The sequence below is a fragment of the Lyngbya confervoides BDU141951 genome (assembly GCF_000817775.3).
GTDB classification, from domain to species: domain Bacteria; phylum Cyanobacteriota; class Cyanobacteriia; order Thermosynechococcales; family Thermosynechococcaceae; genus Lyngbya; species Lyngbya confervoides.
On the sequence record NZ_JTHE03000038.1, the window covers coordinates 37,721 to 55,493 of the forward strand.

General features: G+C 55.7%; 18 protein-coding genes and 1 pseudogene. 9 read left to right on the forward strand and 10 right to left on the reverse strand.

The annotated features are described in order from the left end of the window. The first annotated feature begins 144 nt into the window (after nt 1–144). Nucleotides 145–867 carry a Uma2 family endonuclease gene (locus tag QQ91_RS05990; protein ID WP_236096089.1) on the forward strand — a complete coding sequence of 241 codons (723 nt, stop codon included), beginning with the start codon at nt 145–147 and terminating at the stop codon, nt 865–867. Here the strand turns inward: QQ91_RS05990 and QQ91_RS05995 are convergent. From QQ91_RS05995 to QQ91_RS06030, 8 genes are all read right to left on the reverse strand, one after another. Then, the gene (locus QQ91_RS05995) at nt 836–1,750 is read right to left on the reverse strand and encodes an ABC transporter ATP-binding protein (RefSeq protein WP_166281084.1); all 915 of its coding nucleotides are present in this window, start codon (nt 1,748–1,750) and stop codon (nt 836–838) included. The two genes, QQ91_RS05990 and QQ91_RS05995, sit on opposite strands and share 32 nt — an antisense overlap. Next, nucleotides 1,747–2,397 (reverse strand): molybdate ABC transporter permease subunit, encoded by a 651-nt coding sequence (gene modB / locus QQ91_RS06000; RefSeq protein WP_250833271.1) that lies wholly within the window; start codon nt 2,395–2,397, stop codon nt 1,747–1,749. Before modB ends, QQ91_RS05995 begins: the two co-directional genes overlap by 4 nt. A gap of 20 nt (nt 2,398–2,417) precedes the next feature. Further along, nucleotides 2,418–2,816 (reverse strand): TOBE domain-containing protein, encoded by a 399-nt coding sequence (locus QQ91_RS06005; protein WP_166281086.1) that lies wholly within the window; start codon nt 2,814–2,816, stop codon nt 2,418–2,420. Then, the gene (gene modA, locus QQ91_RS06010) at nt 2,813–3,583 is read right to left on the reverse strand and encodes a molybdate ABC transporter substrate-binding protein (protein WP_166281087.1); all 771 of its coding nucleotides are present in this window, start codon (nt 3,581–3,583) and stop codon (nt 2,813–2,815) included. Before modA ends, QQ91_RS06005 begins: the two co-directional genes overlap by 4 nt. A 7-nt stretch (nt 3,584–3,590) precedes the next feature. After that, nucleotides 3,591–4,103, reverse strand: coding sequence for a molybdenum cofactor biosynthesis protein B (gene moaB, locus QQ91_RS06015; RefSeq protein ID WP_166281088.1), 513 nt, complete (start codon nt 4,101–4,103; stop codon nt 3,591–3,593). 8 nt (nt 4,104–4,111) lie between these two features. Continuing rightward, the gene (cobW, locus tag QQ91_RS06020) at nt 4,112–5,146 is read right to left on the reverse strand and encodes a cobalamin biosynthesis protein CobW (RefSeq protein ID WP_166281090.1); all 1,035 of its coding nucleotides are present in this window, start codon (nt 5,144–5,146) and stop codon (nt 4,112–4,114) included. 141 nt (nt 5,147–5,287) lie between these two features. Further along, nucleotides 5,288–6,715, reverse strand: a complete 1,428-nt coding sequence (locus tag QQ91_RS06025) for an O-antigen ligase domain-containing protein (RefSeq protein WP_166281091.1) — start codon at nt 6,713–6,715, stop codon at nt 5,288–5,290. 4 nt (nt 6,716–6,719) lie between these two features. Continuing rightward, complete coding sequence (locus QQ91_RS06030; protein WP_166281092.1) at nt 6,720–7,682, reverse strand: glycosyltransferase family 2 protein; 963 nt, start codon at nt 7,680–7,682, stop codon at nt 6,720–6,722. A gap of 334 nt (nt 7,683–8,016) precedes the next feature. On the opposite strand from QQ91_RS06030, the gene QQ91_RS06035 reads away from it, so the two are divergent. Further along, entirely contained in the window at nt 8,017–9,345 is a 1,329-nt protein-coding gene (locus QQ91_RS06035) for a four-carbon acid sugar kinase family protein (protein ID WP_166281093.1), read from the forward strand. Nucleotides 9,346–9,407: 62 nt separating this feature from the next. Here the strand turns inward: QQ91_RS06035 and QQ91_RS06040 are convergent, their stop codons facing one another. Continuing rightward, entirely contained in the window at nt 9,408–9,854 is a 447-nt protein-coding gene (locus tag QQ91_RS06040) for a Fur family transcriptional regulator (RefSeq protein WP_166281094.1), read from the reverse strand. Nucleotides 9,855–10,079: 225 nt separating this feature from the next. On the opposite strand from QQ91_RS06040, the gene QQ91_RS06045 reads away from it, so the two are divergent. From QQ91_RS06045 to QQ91_RS06055, 3 genes are all read left to right on the forward strand, one after another. Continuing rightward, nucleotides 10,080–10,652: a peroxiredoxin gene (locus QQ91_RS06045; RefSeq protein ID WP_166281095.1), complete on the forward strand. Its 573-nt coding sequence runs from the start codon at nt 10,080–10,082 to the stop codon at nt 10,650–10,652. Nucleotides 10,653–10,771: 119 nt separating this feature from the next. Next, nucleotides 10,772–11,275: a DNA starvation/stationary phase protection protein Dps gene (dps, locus tag QQ91_RS06050; RefSeq protein ID WP_166281096.1), complete on the forward strand. Its 504-nt coding sequence runs from the start codon at nt 10,772–10,774 to the stop codon at nt 11,273–11,275. Nucleotides 11,276–11,594: 319 nt separating this feature from the next. Continuing rightward, nucleotides 11,595–12,605: an NAD(P)/FAD-dependent oxidoreductase gene (locus tag QQ91_RS06055; RefSeq protein WP_166281097.1), complete on the forward strand. Its 1,011-nt coding sequence runs from the start codon at nt 11,595–11,597 to the stop codon at nt 12,603–12,605. A gap of 69 nt (nt 12,606–12,674) precedes the next feature. On the opposite strand, the gene hemW is transcribed toward QQ91_RS06055, so the two are convergent. Further along, nucleotides 12,675–13,886 carry a radical SAM family heme chaperone HemW gene (gene hemW, locus QQ91_RS06060; RefSeq protein ID WP_166281099.1) on the reverse strand — a complete coding sequence of 404 codons (1,212 nt, stop codon included), beginning with the start codon at nt 13,884–13,886 and terminating at the stop codon, nt 12,675–12,677. A gap of 96 nt (nt 13,887–13,982) precedes the next feature. Between hemW and QQ91_RS06065 the strand changes: the two genes are divergently transcribed. The 4 genes and pseudogenes from QQ91_RS06065 to QQ91_RS06080 form a co-directional block, all read left to right on the forward strand. Next, nucleotides 13,983–15,005 carry a lysylphosphatidylglycerol synthase transmembrane domain-containing protein gene (locus tag QQ91_RS06065; RefSeq protein WP_166281101.1) on the forward strand — a complete coding sequence of 341 codons (1,023 nt, stop codon included), beginning with the start codon at nt 13,983–13,985 and terminating at the stop codon, nt 15,003–15,005. 131 nt (nt 15,006–15,136) lie between these two features. Continuing rightward, nucleotides 15,137–16,387 (forward strand): MDR family MFS transporter, encoded by a 1,251-nt coding sequence (locus QQ91_RS06070; RefSeq protein WP_166281103.1) that lies wholly within the window; start codon nt 15,137–15,139, stop codon nt 16,385–16,387. A 47-nt stretch (nt 16,388–16,434) separates the two neighbouring features. Further along, nucleotides 16,435–17,322, forward strand: a complete 888-nt coding sequence (locus tag QQ91_RS06075; RefSeq protein ID WP_166281105.1) for a GGDEF domain-containing protein — start codon at nt 16,435–16,437, stop codon at nt 17,320–17,322. Between the two features lie 256 nt (nt 17,323–17,578). Then, nucleotides 17,579–17,773 (forward strand): annotated as a pseudogene (locus QQ91_RS06080) (IS256 family transposase); the annotation flags it as partial.

The following is a 17,773-nucleotide window of genomic DNA, read 5'->3' on the forward strand; positions in this document are numbered from 1 at the left end:
GAGTCCTCCCAAGGTTTTGACCTGCTGTGGAAACCGGAATACCTGATGGCCATGCTTGCCGTTGCAGCTGGAATATCCTCCCTCTCACCGGAACAGTTAAAATAAGGGCAATCCTGATTCTGAGAGCGTTCTGCCATGCAAAGCATGGAATCTCAACCCAAGGTCGATCTCGTTTATCCCGTTTCTGATGGAGAGCCCGTGGCGGAAACCTACGACCATCTCTACGCCATTCTCGTCACGCTTGAGGTACTCCGTCAGTATTTAGAAGGCCAAAAGGCAACGGTTTTAGCGAATCAGTTCTTATACTATGCCCAGGGCTTTCCCAAGCTACGGGTTGCTCCAGATGTCATGGTAATTTTTGGCGTAGAGCCGGGGGGACGCGATAGTTACAAAGTGTGGGAAGAGGGTGAAGTGCCCCGAGTTGTCTTTGAGATGACCTCCAAAAGCACCCAGCAAGAGGACCAACTGATCAAGCGACAACTTTATGCACAACTGGGGGTGCAGGAATACTGGCTGTTTGATCCCAAGGGCGAGTGGCTGGAGTCGCCGCTGATGGGATATCGGCTGGGAGGCGATGCGTACCACCCCATTCTCGATCTGCGGAGCGAGGCGTTGGGGCTACAGCTTCAGGTGGAGGGAAAGTTGATCACCTTTACGGTGTTAGCCACTGGAGAACGACTACTCCCCCCAGCAGAACTCGGTCGAGGCCTGGCGCGAGAAAAGCAGCGCGCTGAGCAGGAAAGGCACAGAGCCGAACAGGAAAGGCACAGAGCCGAACAGGAAAGGCACAGAGCCGAGCGGGAAAAGCAGCGGGCCGATCGCCTGCAAGCGCAGCTCAGGGCCTTGGGCGTAGATCCGAGGGAGTAGCGGGGTGGGCAACCAGAGGTCTGATGATGGGATTAAAGGCTTTGGAGGCGACCAGAACGCGATCGCCCACCCTTAAACTGGCGGCTTCCTGGGGATCCGCCACCACCTTCACCAGATCCTGGCCAATCAAAACCGCAACAATAAAAATCACGTCCTGCTGCTCCAGGGAAAGAACTTCGCCAATAAACTGGAACTTGCCGCTGACTGTCTGAGAGCTGTAAACCTCCATGGGCCTTCCCTGCCGCACCACCTTGCCCTGATCCAAGAGAATGACGCGATCCGAGAGCTTCACAATTTCAGCCACATCGTGACTGATCAACAGCGTGGTTAACCCAAAGGTTTGATGCACCAGCCGTAGATAGTCCTGCAGTTTGGTGCGGATGCCCCGATCCAGGGCTGAGAGGGGTTCATCCAGCAGTAAAAGCTTCGGGTTGGGGGCGATCGCTCGGGCCAGGGCAACCCGCTGCTGTTGACCACCAGAAAGCTGGTGGGGCTTGCGCTGCTGCAGCCCTCCTAACTCCATCATCTCCAGCAGATCCGCAACGATGCGAGGATTTTGGCCCTTACGCAGAGCAAAGCGGAGATTCTCAAGAACCGTCATATGGGGAAACAGCGCGTAGTCCTGAAAGACATAGCCAATCTGGCGCTTCTGCGGCGGGAGGTTGAGTTTGCGATCCGTATCCACCCAGGGAATGCCGTTCACCACAATTCTGCCGCGATCGGGCTGGAGCAGTCCCGCCAAAAGTCTAAACAAGGACGTTTTTCCAGCACCAGATTTCCCAGAAAGGGTGATAAAGGTTTGGGGTTCTAGGGCGAGATCCACCTGGAGATGCAGCGGCGCCTGGGCCGATCCCAGGGTTTTGCAGCAGGAAATCTCAATCATTGCCGAATCCCCCTGAGATAGCCGCCATTGATCCCATAAACAATGACCAAAATGGAAAACGAGAGGGTCACCAGAATCAGGGCATAGACATGGGCCGCGCTGTAGTTCAGCGCCTCCACCTCCTCATAGATGGCAATGGAGGCCACCTGAGTTTGACCGGGAATATTGCCCCCAATCATCAACACCACTCCAAATTCACCCACGGTATGGGCAAAGGTCAGAATCATCCCGGTGAGCAGAGAGGCCCTCAAATTTGGAATTAGCACCCGCCAAAGCGTCGTGAGCTTTGACTTACCCAAAATCGCCGCGGCTTCGTGGATCGCCGGGGGAATTCCGGCAAACCCAGCCTGCAGCGGCTGCACCATAAAGGGCAAGCTATGGATCATTGAGGCGATCACCAACCCAGCAAAGGAAAAAACCAGGCGTAAACCTAGGGTGTGCTCTAGCCACTGCCCGAATAGCCCCCTGGGACTGAAGGCAATGAGGAGGTAAAAGCCTAACACCGTGGGCGGAAGCACCAGCGGTAAACTAATCATTGCCTCGAAAAATGGCTTCAGGCGACTGGGACTGTAGGCCAGCCAATAGCTCAGAGGCAGGGCTAAAACCAGCAAAAGTCCGGTGGTGAGGATCGCAAGTCGAAACGTCACCCATAGCGGATCCCAATCTATCATGGGGCTAGCATCACCTCATTGGTTTTAATCATTGCCGTAACGGTGTCGCCCACCTGCAGCTGAAGCTGCTGCACAGCCTGAGCAGTAATCACGGAAACAATGGGACCCAGGGCGGTTTTGACGATCACTCGGCTCAACAGTTTCCCAGATTCCAGAGCCTGGAGGGTGCCAGGAAGCTGATTTTGTAAGCTAATCCGATGATCAATGCCCTTGCCAATAATCACCTCTGTTTCTTTAAAGATGACCTGAATGGGGGAGCCCACCTGAAGATGGGGAGCACTGATGGGCGTATCAATGACGATCGCCGTTAGGGTCATCTCCTGCACAGCAATACGAACCAGCGATAAATTCCCCTGCACGGTCAGTTGTGCAATCGTTCCTGCGATCTGGTTCATGGTCCGGGTTGATAGCCATAGCGACGCAGAATAGTCTGACCGGAGTCCGAAAACAAGAACTCTACAAATTTTTGGGCCTCCAGGGATCGATCGCCCGACCCTGTTGAAGCTGCAGCCTTTAGCACCACCACTGCCTGAGCGATCGCCTCGTAGCTCTGCGGATCTAAATCAACCCATTGCCCTTGCCCCTGAAGTTGGGAAGATAGCACCACCGCCTTGGCAGTGAAGCCCATATCAGCCGCCTGGGACTGGATAAATTGATTGACCTGGGCAATGCTTTCCCCCCTGACCAGCTTTTGTTTCACACCATCATAAATTTTATGGTGGTTTAGAACCGCGAGGGCCGCCGCACCGTAGGGAGCCGTGCGGGGATTGGCAATGGCAATCCGCCGCACCCGATCCTCGGTTAGGGCCACCAGGGAGGGCTGGAGATTGGGCACCGTGGTCCATAGCACCAGCTTCCCGTAAGCATAGACTTGGGGCGGGGCCAGGGTAAACCCATCGCGATCCAGCACCTGGGGAGAGTTCAGGTCCGCCGACACAAACAGGTCAAAGGGAGCCCCCGACTGAATCTGAGCCGTCAGCTTCCCCGAGGATCCCAGAATGGTTTTACAGTTAATTCCGGCGGTTTGGGTAAAAGCCTGGGTTAAATCCGCCATGGCAAACTGCATATTCGCAGCGGTCGCAATGGTGAGAGCGTCCGTCTGCGGGTGCTGACATCCCCAGACCAGGAGCAATCCTGCCAAAAAGAGCCATAGCCTGAACATGGGTTTGCTATTCCCGCAGGCGCGGCATCAGATCCACCAGGTTACAGGGCCGATGCCGCGCATCGAGCTGATCCTGGATCAGATCATCCCAGCCGGTTCGGCAGGCCCCAGAGGATCCCGGCAGACAAAAGAGATAGGTACCATTGGCAACTCCGGCCAAAGCTCGCGATTGCAGGGTGGAAGTTTTAATCTCTGGATATGAAACCCTGCGAAACAGTTCACCAAAGCCTGGGATCTCCTTGTCCAAGAGGGGGTAAATGGCCTCTGGGGTGCCATCGCGCCCGGTGAGGCCCGTGCCTCCGGTGGTGATAATCACCTGGACCGTTTCATCGGCAATCCAGCGAGACACCACCGCTCGAATTTGATAAATATCATCGGGAACGATCACCTTCTCTGCAAGCCAGTGTCCAGCCTCGGTGAGGCGATCGCCCAGCAGTTTGCCGGAGGTGTCGGTGGCCTCAGTGCGGCTATCGGACACGGTGAGCAGGGCAATGCGCACTGGGATAAATTGATCCGCCATCTGCGCTCCTAGGCTGCGATCGCCTGGTGAATCCGATCTGCCTGGAGACCGTTGCCAATGAACACCAGCCGGGTTTTGCGCCGCTCTTCCGGCTGCCAGGGGCGATCGTAGAAGTGATCAAAGCGCTGTCCAACCCCCTGGAGCACTAACCGCATGGCCTTTTCTGGAACCGAAACAAACCCCTTGATCCGGTAAATTTCCTGCTCTTGCACCAGGGTTTTAAGCTGGGTCACCAAAGCCTGGGGATCAAAGGACTGATCTAGCTCCACACAAATCGAGTTAATGGTTTCATCGTGGTCATGATCCTCCTCGTGATCGTGGTGACTCGGACGGCTCTCCAGGTGGTCTTCGACCGCCGCGTTAAAGCCCAGCAGCACCTCCGGGCTGACCTCACCGTGGTGACAGGGCACCACCTTCACGCCGCTAGGCACCTGGGCCTGGAGCCAGGACCGAGTGCGATGGCGGGTTTCTAGATCGAGTACATCGGACTTGGTCAACAAAACCAGATCGGCGCAAGCAAGCTGATCTTCAAAGAGTTCTTCGATGGGAGTTTCGTGCTCTAAACTGTCGTCGGCCTGACGCTGGGCTTCTAAGGCCTCCAGATCCCCCACCATCTGGCCTTGAGCTAGGGCTTCACAATCTACGACGGTGACCACACCATCCACTGTGGCGCCGGTGCGAATTTCCGGCCAGCGAAAGGCCTTCACCAGAGGCTTGGGCAGGGCGAGGCCAGAGGTCTCGATCACAATGCAGTCAATTTCCTCCCGGCGCTTCAGCAGTTCCTGCATCGTTGGCAAAAATTCCTCCTGCACCGTGCAGCAGAGGCAGCCGTTGGCCAGTTCTAAAATATTGCGGTTGGGCGTCTGGTCCTCATCACAAACCTGACAGTCCCGCAGGATTTCCCCGTCAATCCCCACCTCACCAAATTCGTTCACCAACACAGCAATCCGGCGACCCTGGTTATTTTGCAGCAGATGACGGACCAGCGTAGTCTTCCCCGCTCCTAAAAAGCCGGTGACCACGGTAACGGGAATTTTATGCACAGACACACTCCACAGAACTCAAGAAGGTCCTATTCAATTTACCTGATGAGTGGGCTGAGGATGGACCCGGCCCGCAGTTTGCCCAGGCAAGGGGAACAAATTCTGTCGGTAACGCTCCCGGATAAAGGCACAGGCCGGGCATCATTCCTGCTGGGGAATCGATATTTTTCCTAGATAATCTGCATTTTTCTCAAGGTTAAAGTAATATTTGTCCCCCGCAATGCCATAGCTCGTAATCACCCACAGTAAAAATCCATAGACCCCCAAGAACGACACCACCGTGGCAGACTGAATCAAAATACTGAGGGGAATGGAACGGCAGATGATCAGAAACATATCCTGCTGGGCATATTTACTTTGAAACAGGCGCAACAGGGGTAGAAAAAGCCCGCCAAGATAGATTAGCAGCGCAATCCAGCCAAAGTTCAGTAGGGAGTAGAGAATCCCACTGTCATGGAGTAGCCCTCCCAAGCCATTGCCCACAATTTGGCTGAGGGCTGGGGTCAAAAATTCAGCATATTCCTCGCGGCGCACGCGACCGCTCCCATCTTCCTCTAAGCTCAGAAAACTACCAAAGCGGCTGCTAATCACCTCGGAAAAAAGATCCAGGTTCGCGAGAAAAATCACAAAGAGCACCAGCAGCCCCAGGGTAATCAACAGCTTAATCTGTCGTTTAGGCGTGCTGCTGCCCGTAATCGTTAAGATGCCCAGGACCCAGCCCAACCAGGAGGTTCGATGCTGGGAAAGCAAAAAGGCCATAAATCCCAGGCCACTGGCCAGATATTTTTGGGGGCCAGGCACATCCAGTAAAATCAAGAGGCCCGACATCATCACCCCGGCAAAGGGACCGGCGGAATTTAGGGTACTCCAGACTCGAATGGCAAAGGGCTCAGGCTGCCCACCGCTCACGTAGTCCGCATTCACGTACCAGTAGGCATCCCAGGCTGGGGCCGTCAGAAACTGAAACACACCGTATCCCCCCATTACAATCACGGCCCAGACAAATACCCGCCTTAGGTTCTGCTTATACTGGGGATACAGCTGCCAGTTGGTGTAGATGTGAAACCCAAAGGTGAGAGGGATCAGTAAATCGAGAAACTGCTCCGTCGCATCGAGAAAGGAGAAATTAACCAGCCCCAGGGCGTAGGTAAAGCAAATGCTGGACAGGGCCAGCAGGTAGGGAAGCCCACCCAGTTGGTTCATCCGGGGAATGCATTTGAGGAGGGTCAGCCCGCTGATGAGGGAAACGAGAATGGGCGCAAGGAGCACAGGACTCGGCTGGGTAAAGGCAGAACGATAATCGACCAGCCGCCGAACCAGGGGCGAGAGAATCCACAGCCACCAGGTCAAGCCCAGGTAGAGGATGGGGAAGCGAAGATAGAGGAATAAGCCCAGCAGCAGCGCTTCTAGGGGATAGAGCAGGTTGACCAACCTAGGTGCCCCGGCAATGCCGCCCAGGGTGGTTATCCCAAACAGGGCAATCAGGAGCCAGGCAAATTCCTGGGTGGCGATCGCCCTGGCAAAGGGACTAAAGGAGGTTTTTGCATTGACAAAGGGAAACTGATTCACGCCGCTAGCCCTGATAGATGGTTGCACCGGTGGGAGTTTGGGGATCTCGATGCCACGCCCGCCAGGCATCCCACCGCCCCCGCAGGGAGGACTGCAGCCGGGCGATCGCCCATTGCTGCTCCTGGGGCAAAAAGCGCAGGGTTTGCACCACCCCGCGGGCACTGCGAGTCCCAATCAGGACCGCCCACAGCAAAAAGGCAAACCGCTGGGGCATCCAGAGGTGATCGAGGACAGCTAGGGTTTCGTTGTAAACCTGGTTATAGTCGGCCTCAGCAATGAAGGTATGGCGCTGGTCCTCATCGTACCGCTGCGCCCGATAGTGATTGACGGCAATGTTGGGATCGTAAATTATTCGCCACCCCGCCCGCTTTAAGGCCAGGCAAAAGGACATTTCAAAATGCACCTGGGCACCGGTTCCCAACAGTCGCGGGTCAAAGGTCAGATCCCCAATCGCCTGCTTGCGAAAGGACATATTGACTCCCTTGAGAATGTCCACCTCCCGCGCCTCCCCAAAACCCAGGCTGTGGTTACCAATCGGGCGACCAAACCACTGCAGCCTTCCCACCACCGGCTGGGGATTGCCAGGCTGAGGCTCACCGTTGTCGTAGATCCAGTCCTTCCCGCCCACCGCCCCAATGCGCGGATTGGACTGGTAATGCACCTCTAACCTTTGAATCCAATCCGGAAAAGCCTGGGCATCGTCATCAATCATGGCAATAATCTCCCCGCTGGCCCGACTAAATCCACGGTCGAGGGCAGCAATTACCCCCGGAACCTCGACGCAGACCAAATCCAAGGGCAAAGAGCCGCGAGGGTAGCGATCCAAAAAAGCCCAGGTTTCTTGATCCGTCTCTCGAACCGTCACAATGACCTGCTTGGCGGGTTTCAGCTGCTGTTTCAGGGCATCGAGACATTTTTCAAGATAATCTGTCCGCCTGTAGGTCGGAACCACAACAGAAACTTCCATCGGTCAAGTCAATCACCAAAACTTCTAGATTTTAGGGCTGGAATCGCGGTCGTGACCACCCTCGCAAAAAAAATGGCCAGACTCAGGGGCGCCTCACCGCCTTCAGCCCCCGGATCAAGCGCTGATCCTAGCCTGCCCAACTTGGGGAACTAACTCGGCGATCGGTCCCCTCACCCCCTAGGATGGTAAGGTGTGAATCCCTTGAGTTTAGGGAAAAACCATGGCCCCACAAAAGGGACAGCGGGGCCTGCCATAGGTCTGGGCAGACAACGCTCCGGCCAGCAGGCATGGCTTCTTGCCCAAGGGCGAATTTCCTGAGGAGACGATGAGCGCGATGACCAAGGCGACCCCCAAGATTATTGTCCTGGATGATGACCCCACTGGGTCTCAGACGGTCCACAGCTGTCTGCTGCTTACCCAGTGGGATGTGGAGACCCTACGCCTGGGTCTGCGAGATGACGCGCCCATCTTCTTTATTCTGACCAATACGCGATCGCTGCCCGCTGGCGAGGCCGCCCAGGTAACCCGAGAGGTGTGTCAGCATCTCAAGCAGGCCCTGGCGGCGGAGCAGGTGGCGGAATATCTAGTGGTCAGCCGATCGGATTCCACCCTGCGCGGCCATTACCCGGTGGAAACCGACGTTATTGCCCAGGAATTAGGTCCCTTCGATGCCCATTTCCTCACCCCCGCTTTTTTTGAGGGGGGACGATTCACCCGCGATAGCATTCACTATCTGATGGTGGATGGAATTCCCACCCCCGTGCATGAAACCGAGTTTGCCCAGGACTCCGTGTTTGGCTATCGGTTTAGCTATTTGCCGGACTACGTGGCTCAGAAAACCCAGGGCCGAATTGCGCCGGATCAGGTGGAGCGTTTTTTACTCAGTGAGATTCGCCAAGGCTGCCTGGATCGGTTGATGCAGCTGCAGGGCAACCCCTGTGCCGCCGTCGATGCCGAAACCCAGAGCGACCTAGACCGCTTTGCCCAGGATTTATTAACCGCTGCCGGGCGAGGGAAAAAGTTTTTATTTCGCAGCGCCGCCAGCCTGCTCACAGCCCTGGCCCAACTCCCGCCACAGCCCGTGGCTCCAGAAAAAATGGCCACCTACGTCCGCCAGGGCAAGCCGGGGGCTTTTATTGTGGGATCGCATGTGCGCAAAACGACAGAACAACTCCGGGCGCTTCTGGCCGTGGCGGGGGTGAGGGGGATCGAACTCGATCTTGAACAGATGCGGGCAGACTCCACCGCCACGGCGAAACTGCGCGAGGCCGCGATCGCCCAGGTCCAGCAGGTCTTTGAGGCAGGCCAGACCCCCGTGGTCTACACCTCTCGGCAGGAGTTAAGCTTTGCAGACGAAGAAACCCGACTGGCCTTTGGATCGCAGGTGTCGGCACTGCTGATGGACATTGTGCGCGCCCTCCCCAGCGAGATTGGCTATTTAGTTAGCAAGGGAGGCATCACCTCTAACGATGTCCTGAGTCAGGGACTGGCCCTCCCCACGGCTCGCCTTCTGGGACAGATTATTCCTGGCTGTTCTGTGGTGCGCACACCCACCAATCACCCCCAGTTTCCAAACCTGCCCGTCGTCCTGTTCCCTGGAAATGTTGGCTCAGTGGATTCCCTGGTGACGGTCTTGCAGCGGTTTTCCAATCCCCCCGGCTAAGGGCGCTGGCCACGACCGAGGCCCAGCCCTATTTAGCTCGGCCATGCTTAGCTCAGCCCTATTTAAGCGTGCGTGGAGCCCACCCTCCTGTGTTCCTGGCAGTCATCGCACAGACCATGCACCGTCAGCTCGTACTCATCCACCAATAGCCCTGGCCGCAGCTGCTGAAATGAAACGCCGCTAACCTGGCTCCAGGCAATATCTTCAATGGCACCACAGGCCTTGCAGCGAAAATGGTGGTGCATCTCCACATTGGCATCGTAGCGACAGACCCCTTCTTCTAGCAGCACCTCGCGCACCAGCCCAACATCTCGCAGGGCCTGCAAGGAACTGTAAACCGTGGCCTGGGAAGACACGGGGCCAGCAGCATTGAGCCCCTGCAAAATTTGCTCCGCCGTGGGATGGTCAGAGCGCGTCAGCAAATTTGCATAGACCGCAAAGCGCTGCGGAGTCACTCGCAAGCCCTTCGCTTTCAATTTTTTGATAATTTGCTCAGCTTGCTCTTGCATGACAAACACCCACGTTGCCCCCACCTGCCTCAAGGAAGGGAGACAGCAGGACTCAAAACTGTCTACAGTATAACGCTCCCATTTTAAGAATCAAATAAAAATTTGACCTAGAATAAAAGATAAGTAATTTTAGCCATTGATTTATTCTTAAGTTAGAATTATTCTGAAATGAATGGACCCCGTCAGTCTTTTCATTTTTCCGTCCTTTAAAACCATGAGGTAACTATGACTGTGATCGAACGCGTCCCCGACGTCACCTTTAAAACCCGAGTCCGGGATGAGTCTGTCCCTGGTCCCAACCCCTATCGCTGGCAGGACAAAACCAGTGAAGAGATTTTTGGTGGCAAGAAGGTAGTGGTTTTCTCTTTGCCTGGGGCCTTTACCCCCACCTGTTCTTCCAATCATCTCCCTCGTTACGAGGAGCTATACGAGGAATTTAAAGCCCAGGGCGTAGACGAAATCATCTGCATCTCAGTCAATGACGCCTTTGTCATGTTTCAGTGGGGTAAGCAGATTGGTGCCCAGAACGTTTTCTTGCTGCCCGATGGAAACGGTGAATTTACCCGCAAAATGGGGATGCTGGTGGACAAGTCAAATCTAGGGTTTGGCATGCGATCCTGGCGCTATTCCATGCTGGTCGAGGATGGCAAAATTTCAAAAATCTTTGTTGAGCCAGATTTCGGCGACAATTGTCCCATTGACCCCTTCGAAGTTTCGGATGCAGACACGATGCTGGCCTACCTGAAGGGCACAGAAGCCGCTGGCGTTTCGGAACCCCGTCTGGAATTTGTGGGTTAATCATTCAAGATAGAACGGTTCAAGCTGGAGGCGTCCTCCTTCTGGAGGATGCTCCCCTCCTCCTTTTTTGAAAAGATTTTCCCTGAGAGTCTCAGTCCACCTAACCATGAGGTACCCCCATGAGTAGCAAAACCTTAACCAAGCCAGTCCTGTACGATACTCGGCTAGATTTGAGCGAAGAAACACGCCAAAACGTGATTACGATCTTAAACCAAACTCTGGCCACGACCCTGGACTTACAAACCCATACCAAGCAGGCCCATTGGAACGTGAAGGGGCTCGACTTTTTGCAACTCCATGAACTCTTTGATGACATGGCCACAGAATTAACGGCCTTTGTCGATATGGTGGCAGAGCGAGTTACAGCCCTCGGGGGCCGGGCCTTGGGAACAGCTAAAGTGGCCGCAAGCGAAACGATTTTGCCAGCCTATCCCCTCGATGCCGTCACTGGCGTTGAGCATTTGACCGCCATCGCCGATCGTTTAGCTCTCTACGCCAAGCATGTACGCGAAAATATTGGGCAATCGAGCGACTTTGGCGACGAAGATACCGCCGATCTTTACACCGAAATTTCCCGAGCCATGGATAAGCGCCTTTGGTTCATTGAGGCGCACCTGCACTAACGGGAGGGTCCCAGATCGGCTTCGCACGGCTGCTCTCCTTCCTGGTCCGCAGCCGTTTTCCCCCTGGCTCTGCCCTGCCTCGCAATGATCCAGCGGCTCGCGCTTAGACCTCCGTTCCGGTTTGGGTTGACCGATTGCCTGGGCACTGGGATAACCTGCTGGAGTGAGACCACAAGGGGGGAGGACACAAGGGGGGAGGACATGAGGGTGAGTTAGGCGATCCCCTACCCTGAAGACTGTCTTTTAAATCCTGTAAGCTGTCGATATTCACTGCGATCGCATTGATTGATTCGGACCATCCCTAGCGAGTAGTAATGCCATGAAACTCAACAGCAAAAACCTCTCTGACCATGTCGATACCCTCTATGACGCTATTGTGGTGGGGGGCGGTATGGGCGGCCTGTCGGCAGCCATCTATCTGGCACGCTACGGGCTGAAATGCCTGATTGTGGAAAAGGGGCGAGGCCGATCAGTCTGGATGCAGGATCTGCGCAACTATGTGGGGCTGGACCCGAACACAAAGGGCAGTGCCGTGATTAACCACGGGACCAAGCAGGCGGTTGACTGGGGCGCGGATCATCTTCGTGGCTTTGTGGAGGAGGTGATTGATGAGGGTGAAACCCTGGCCGTGCGCGTCAAGGTGGGCAAAAAGGACAGTGTTTATCCCGTGTTTCGGAGTAAATATCTCATCGCAGCCTCCGGAGTTATTGACGTGCTGCCCGAGCTAGAGGACATGCAGAATGTCTATGACTATGCAGGCTACACCCTCCACGTGTGCATGATTTGCGACGGCTTTGACATGTGGGATCAAAGAGCCGTGCTCATTGCCGGAACCGAAGGCCAGATCAATGCGGCCTTTGTGCTTAATTGGTTCACCCCCTACATTACGGTTTTGACCCACGGTCTGGTGCAGGTCAGCGATGAAATGAAGCAAAAGTTGGCAGACCATGGCTATCCTCTCTACGAAAACAAAATTGTTCGATTTTTAGGTGAAAACCATCAGCTTTCCGGTGTGGAGCTGGACGATGGCACGGTCATTGATGCCACCACAGGCCTGGTCAATATGGGGTCGATTTATCACAATCGATATTTAAAGGGCATTCAAGGACTTGAGTGGGAAGGCGAGAATTTGGTAACCCACGGCTTAGCCCAAACCAGCCATGAGCGGATCTTTGCCCTGGGAGATCTTAAACAGGGCCTGAATCAGGTGTCCATTGCGGTGGCCGATGGCACCATGGCAGCCACCCAGATTTGGCGCAACATTCGTCGCGCTAGCCCCCCTCGCAAATGGGAGGAGAATCTGAAGCAAACGCCGGTTGCGCTTTCGTGAAGAACGCTCCAATGGCAGCATCTCATGCCAGGACGGGTTGACCCCGCCCTGAGCCGATCGTCCAAGGCCCTACCCCGACGTGGGAAGGGGGGGGGCCTCTAAGGTTTCTAGGATGGAAACTAAAACCTGGTTTGAATAGAGCAGTCCCTCGGGGTCCGTGAGTCGCAGACGGCGAACCTGGCCCCCCTCGGCGTCGAGAACAACCCAGCCCTGGGCCACAAAGGAGCGGAGTTGATGAACCACCGGGGCAAGGGCCGATTCCCCAAATTCCTGGGCCAAGGCAGTGATATCAATACCGGCGGTGAGCCGCAGCCCCACCATGAGGGTTTCAAACAGGCGATCGCGCCAGGAGAGGGGCGGAACGGTCTGAAAATAGGTGGCAGGCTGCTGCTCCAGCCCTTCGACCCAGGCGTAGTAGTCAACCCGACGGTTGGGGCGGGCAACCCGACGCTGATCGTGGTAGCTGGAAGCCCCCATGCCAAACCCGTAGAAGCTTTGATTGCGCCAATAGGTCAAATTATGGCGGCACTGGTATCCAGATCGCGCGTAGTTGGAAATTTCATAATGCTGGAAGCCAGCGGCCGGCAGTTGATCACAGGCAAGCCGATACATCATTGCCGTCTCCTCCTGGGGGGGCAACTTCAGTTGGCCGGCGGCTTCCCGCTTGGCGAACACCGTGGGCGGTTCCAGGACCAAATCGTAGCAGGAAAGATGGGTTGGCCCCAGGGCGATCGCGCAATTCAGGGACTCTTCCCATTGGGCAAGGGTTTGCCCCGGTAGCCCGGAGATTAAATCCAGGCTCCAGTTTGCCACCTGGGCTTGGGAGATCCAGGTCGCGGCGGCCTCAATGTCAGACCGGCGGTGGGATCGACCGCAGGCAGCCAGTAGATCCTCTTGAAAGGCCTGCACCCCCAGACTGACACGATTAATCCCGGCAGCCTGCAGCGATCGCAGCTGGGCCAGGGTAAAGGTGCCGGGGTCCATTTCCATGGAAATTTCTGCGCCAGACGCAATCCCCATACGTTGATCCAGGGTGATCAAAATCCGCTCCACCTGATCCGGTGAGAGCAAGGAGGGGGTGCCCCCTCCCAGGAAAACACTGTGTAAGGAGGCGCCATCGTGGGGCGTGGCCTGAATTTCCCGGCACAGCCAATGCACATAGTCTGTGATGGTGCCAGAGGTTTCGCCGCGGGCGCGATCGCCCACCACCGAAATGGGGAAATCGCAGTAAAAACAGCGACGTCGACAAAAGGGAAGGTGCAAATAGGCGGCTTGGCGCATGGGGATCGGCGACGGCTTCAGCGGGGCCGGGGAAGTCTGCGGGCAGATCCTCCAGCCGGTGATTGATTCAATGATAGATTGATCGGATGTTGTTGCGTGGGACTCCCCCCTGAAATGCGTCGACGCCTTTCCCTCGCGATCGCCCTGGGCATTTCCGTGGCGCTGCTGATCTGGACCTGGCACGATGTGCAATGGCATCAGGTCGGTCAAATTCTGCAAGGACTCCAGCCAAGCTGGGTGGGCTTAGCCTGGGGATTGTTTATCTTGGCCTTTTATCTGCGGGCCAATCGCTGGGGTCTGCTCCTCAGTGTGCGCCAGGTTCGGGCGCCTCTGGGACTGCGCCAAGCGGCGGTATTCATTGGGTTTGGAAGCAACTGTTTGTTTCCCTTTAACGCCGGAGAGCTGATCCGCGCCAAGGTTCTGCAAACCTTTGCCCAGGTTCCCCTGGGATTGGCCCTGGGAACCCTGGTGTCGGCTCGGCTTTTAGATGCAGCCACGGCCTTTGCCTACCTGATCTTGGGACTCCACACCCTGGCACAACCCACGCGGGATCTAGGCCAACCCCTGGGAATTTTAGGCGCCATTCTAATCGGACTGGGGGTTTTTCTTTACGGCGCGGCCGTCCTCCAGCGACGGATTCTCCAGCAGGTCAGCCACGCCCTGAGCGCTCTCAAGATCCCCCCCGAACCCATGATCACCGGCCTGGCGGGGCTGATCCAGGGGCTAGAAATCTTTAAATCGCCCCGGTTACTGCTGCTCGCCCTGATGCAGAGTTTTGGGATCTGGGGGCTGATCGGCCTCTCCTTTTGGGCCATGCTAGGGGCCTTTCAATTGCCGCAGCCGGGGCTGGGGGGAGCCTACTTTATTCTAGGAATACAGGCGATCGCCGCGATTATTCCCGCATCACCAGGTCACCTCGGCACCTTTGAGGCCGCCATGCGCTTTGCCCTGGATCAATGCCAGGTGCCCACGGAAGCGGCGATCGCCTATACCCTGGTAATGCGCTTAATGATGTATGGCACCTTAATTGGGCTGGGGTTGATCTACGCCATGAAGCTAGGCCTTAGCACCACGCTGATCTCAGAGACGGTCCAGGCAGACAAAGGCATGTCCTCTTAGATAGGCTTTTAAGGGTTCACCTGTCAGAATTCACTGTTCAGGGTTCACTGTTCAGGGTTCACGTTCCATCCATTCCGCTGGCCTCTGCTGAACAGGCAGAGGGCTGGCCCCACCGCCATGTTCAAACTTTCATGTTCAAACGTTTCCGCCCCATCCCTGCCCTTGGCCTGAATCAATATTCCCGCGAAATTTGGATTCTAGCCCTAGGGCGGCTTCTTTCTGCCATTGGCACCGGGTTCACCCTATTTTATCTGCCCATCTTCTTTGTGAATAAAGTGGGGCTCAGCGCCACAACCGTTGGCTTTGGGGTGTCCAGTGCCGCCCTCACCGGCGTAGCCGGACGCTTTTTAGGGGGGCTATGGGTAGATTCCGAAGGCTGGGGACGTCGACGGACGCTGTTTCTGTCCCTCTTTATCGCCGGGTTGGGCGCTTTAGTGCTGGGCATAAGCCAGAACCGTTGGGGCTTATTTGGAGGCAATATGCTCTTGGGCTTTGGGACCGGCCTTTACTGGCCCGCCACTGAAACCATGGTGGCAGACCTGAGCAAACCAGATCAGCGGCGGCAGGCCTACGCCCTGACCCGGCTAGCCGATAGCGTGGGGCAGGGCCTCGGCGTCATTGTGGGCGGACTGCTCATCTCGCTGGCGGAGGTCTATCGCTGGCTCTTTATTGGAGATGGGATTAGCTTTTGGATCTTTCTGGGTCTGGTGTATGTGCTGCTGCCAGAAACTGCCGCGCCCGGCGCTACGGGCAAGCCGGGCTGGGGCGCCTGGAAACAAGCGATCACGGATCGCCGCCTGCTCCTCTATGCCTTAGTCAACTGCCAGATCACCGGCTACATTGCCCTCATGATCAACACTCTCCCGCTTTATCTGAAAAACTTTGCAGACCAGGGCCAGGGAATATCTGAGCTGCAAATCAGCATTTTCTTTACCCTCAACCTGATTTTTTCGGTTCTCTTGCAAATTCCCACCGCCAAGTTCTTGCAGCGCTATCGCTATGCCCAGGCCCTGGGAATTTCCCTGCTGTTTTGGGGACTGGGATTTGCGGGGGTGGCTACCGCTAGCAGGCTTCCTGGCCTGACCTATCCGGGCACAGGGTTAGCCATGCTGCTGCTGGCGATCGCCACGGTGAGCTATACTCCCGTCGCCTCTGCCCTGGTGGTAGAACTGGCGCCCCACAATCTGCGCGGGGTTTATCTTTCCATCAATTCCCAATGTTGGGCCGTTGGATACTTTGTGGGGCCAGCCATTGGGGGCATCGCCATGGATTTAAACCAGCCTTGGGTGGATGGATTTTGGCTAATCATGGTCACCTCAATTGGGCTGGGGTTCGTGCTGTTACGGTGGCTCGATCGCTGGATGAAATCCGGTCCCCGGTGAGAGGGCTGCAGCGTTGGTTTAGGGAACAATCCAGGGAAGGGACCCTGATGATCGCCCTGAACATTGCACCCTACATGATTTCTGTTCGCACTATCTTGGAGGCACTAGATCGCCAATCTCGCGTCACGCTTTGGAGCCTGACCCTGGGGTTAATCATTGGCCTAACGCTGCTGGATTATGGGAGCGGCTATGAGCTGTCCTTTGCCGTCTTTTATCTACTGCCCATCTCCCTGGTGGCCTGGTCCATTAGCCAGCGCGGGGCCTATGCCATCTCTCTCCTCTGCGCGATCCTCTGGCTAATTGCCAATAAACTGGCCGGGGAATCTCTGCCCTCGCTCGCCTACGAGGGGTGGAACACGCTGACCCGATTCATTTTTTTCTCAATCGTCTCCGCCCTCACCGCCGAGGTTAAACATTTATTGGTTCAAGAAAAGCAGCTAGCGCGCCTGGACACCCTCACTGGCGCCTTTAATCGGCGGGCTTTTTACGAATCGCTGGCCCTCGTTAAGGCCCAGTCTGACCGCAACCCGCTCACGGTCATGTACCTTGACCTGGACAATTTTAAGCAGATCAATGATCAATTCGGCCATCAAATAGGGGACGCCGTTCTAACAACCGTGGTCACTGAGCTATTAGGGAGCGTGAGAAGTTGCGATCGCGTGATTCGCATGGGGGGAGACGAGTTTATCGTGCTGCTGATGAACACCGACGCAGCCAGGGCGGAGGTGGTGGTGCCCCGTATTCAGGCAAGCTTGTTGCAAGCAATGCAGTTGCAGAACTGGACCATCACCTTTAGTATCGGCGTGATGAGCTATCTTACGTTGGACGATTCCATTGAGACACTGCTCCAGCGGTCTGATGCCTTAATGTATGCCGTGAAGCGCAACGGCAAAAATGCCATTCTCTATGCCGTTCAGCAAACTGAGGATCTGTGATCCAGACTCCAGGAAATTCCGGGGTCCCCACAGACTGAACAACTCACTGTTGCCTTACCGCCATCGGCTCGGAAAACGGCTCATTGCCTGACAACTTCATGGTTGCAAAGCAGGAAAAGCTAGAAAAACAAATAAAGTTAAGAATAGGTCAAGTTAAACAGGAGAATAGATCCTCCAAATCGAGTCATTCCAAATGGAGACTGATCAGAATTTTGTGTAAGGGAAGTAGAATCCAGTTAACAAAGGAGATTCCCTTATGCCTCGTAAAAAACAACAGCCTAATCGAGTTGATGAACTGCTAGACCAACTCCTGGCAGAAGACTACAGCCCGGAAGCAATTTTGGGTGAGTCAGGATTGCTCAAGCAGTTGACCAAACGCTTGGTCGAGCGGGCACTCGATGGTGAACTCAACCATCACCTCCAACAGGACTCCTCTGACTCCAGGAAGAAT

Coding starts and splice junctions, on each gene's coding strand:
- hemW (WP_166281099.1), bottom strand. CDS start 13,886: ATGCGCCAAGCCGCCTATTTGCACCTTCCCTTTTGTCGACGTCGCTGT.
- QQ91_RS06040 (WP_166281094.1), bottom strand. CDS start 9,854: ATGCAAGAGCAAGCTGAGCAAATTATCAAAAAATTGAAAGCGAAGGGC.
- modA (WP_166281087.1), bottom strand. CDS start 3,583: ATGTTCAGGCTATGGCTCTTTTTGGCAGGATTGCTCCTGGTCTGGGGA.
- QQ91_RS05995 (WP_166281084.1), bottom strand. CDS start 1,750: ATGATTGAGATTTCCTGCTGCAAAACCCTGGGATCGGCCCAGGCGCCG.
- QQ91_RS06045 (WP_166281095.1), top strand. CDS start 10,080: ATGACTGTGATCGAACGCGTCCCCGACGTCACCTTTAAAACCCGAGTC.
- QQ91_RS05990 (WP_236096089.1), top strand. CDS start 145: ATGGAATCTCAACCCAAGGTCGATCTCGTTTATCCCGTTTCTGATGGA.
- QQ91_RS06075 (WP_166281105.1), top strand. CDS start 16,435: ATGATCGCCCTGAACATTGCACCCTACATGATTTCTGTTCGCACTATC.
- QQ91_RS06055 (WP_166281097.1), top strand. CDS start 11,595: ATGAAACTCAACAGCAAAAACCTCTCTGACCATGTCGATACCCTCTAT.
- QQ91_RS06070 (WP_166281103.1), top strand. CDS start 15,137: ATGTTCAAACGTTTCCGCCCCATCCCTGCCCTTGGCCTGAATCAATAT.
- QQ91_RS06035 (WP_166281093.1), top strand. CDS start 8,017: ATGACCAAGGCGACCCCCAAGATTATTGTCCTGGATGATGACCCCACT.
- moaB (WP_166281088.1), bottom strand. CDS start 4,103: ATGGCGGATCAATTTATCCCAGTGCGCATTGCCCTGCTCACCGTGTCC.
- QQ91_RS06030 (WP_166281092.1), bottom strand. CDS start 7,682: ATGGAAGTTTCTGTTGTGGTTCCGACCTACAGGCGGACAGATTATCTT.
- dps (WP_166281096.1), top strand. CDS start 10,772: ATGAGTAGCAAAACCTTAACCAAGCCAGTCCTGTACGATACTCGGCTA.
- QQ91_RS06005 (WP_166281086.1), bottom strand. CDS start 2,816: ATGAACCAGATCGCAGGAACGATTGCACAACTGACCGTGCAGGGGAAT.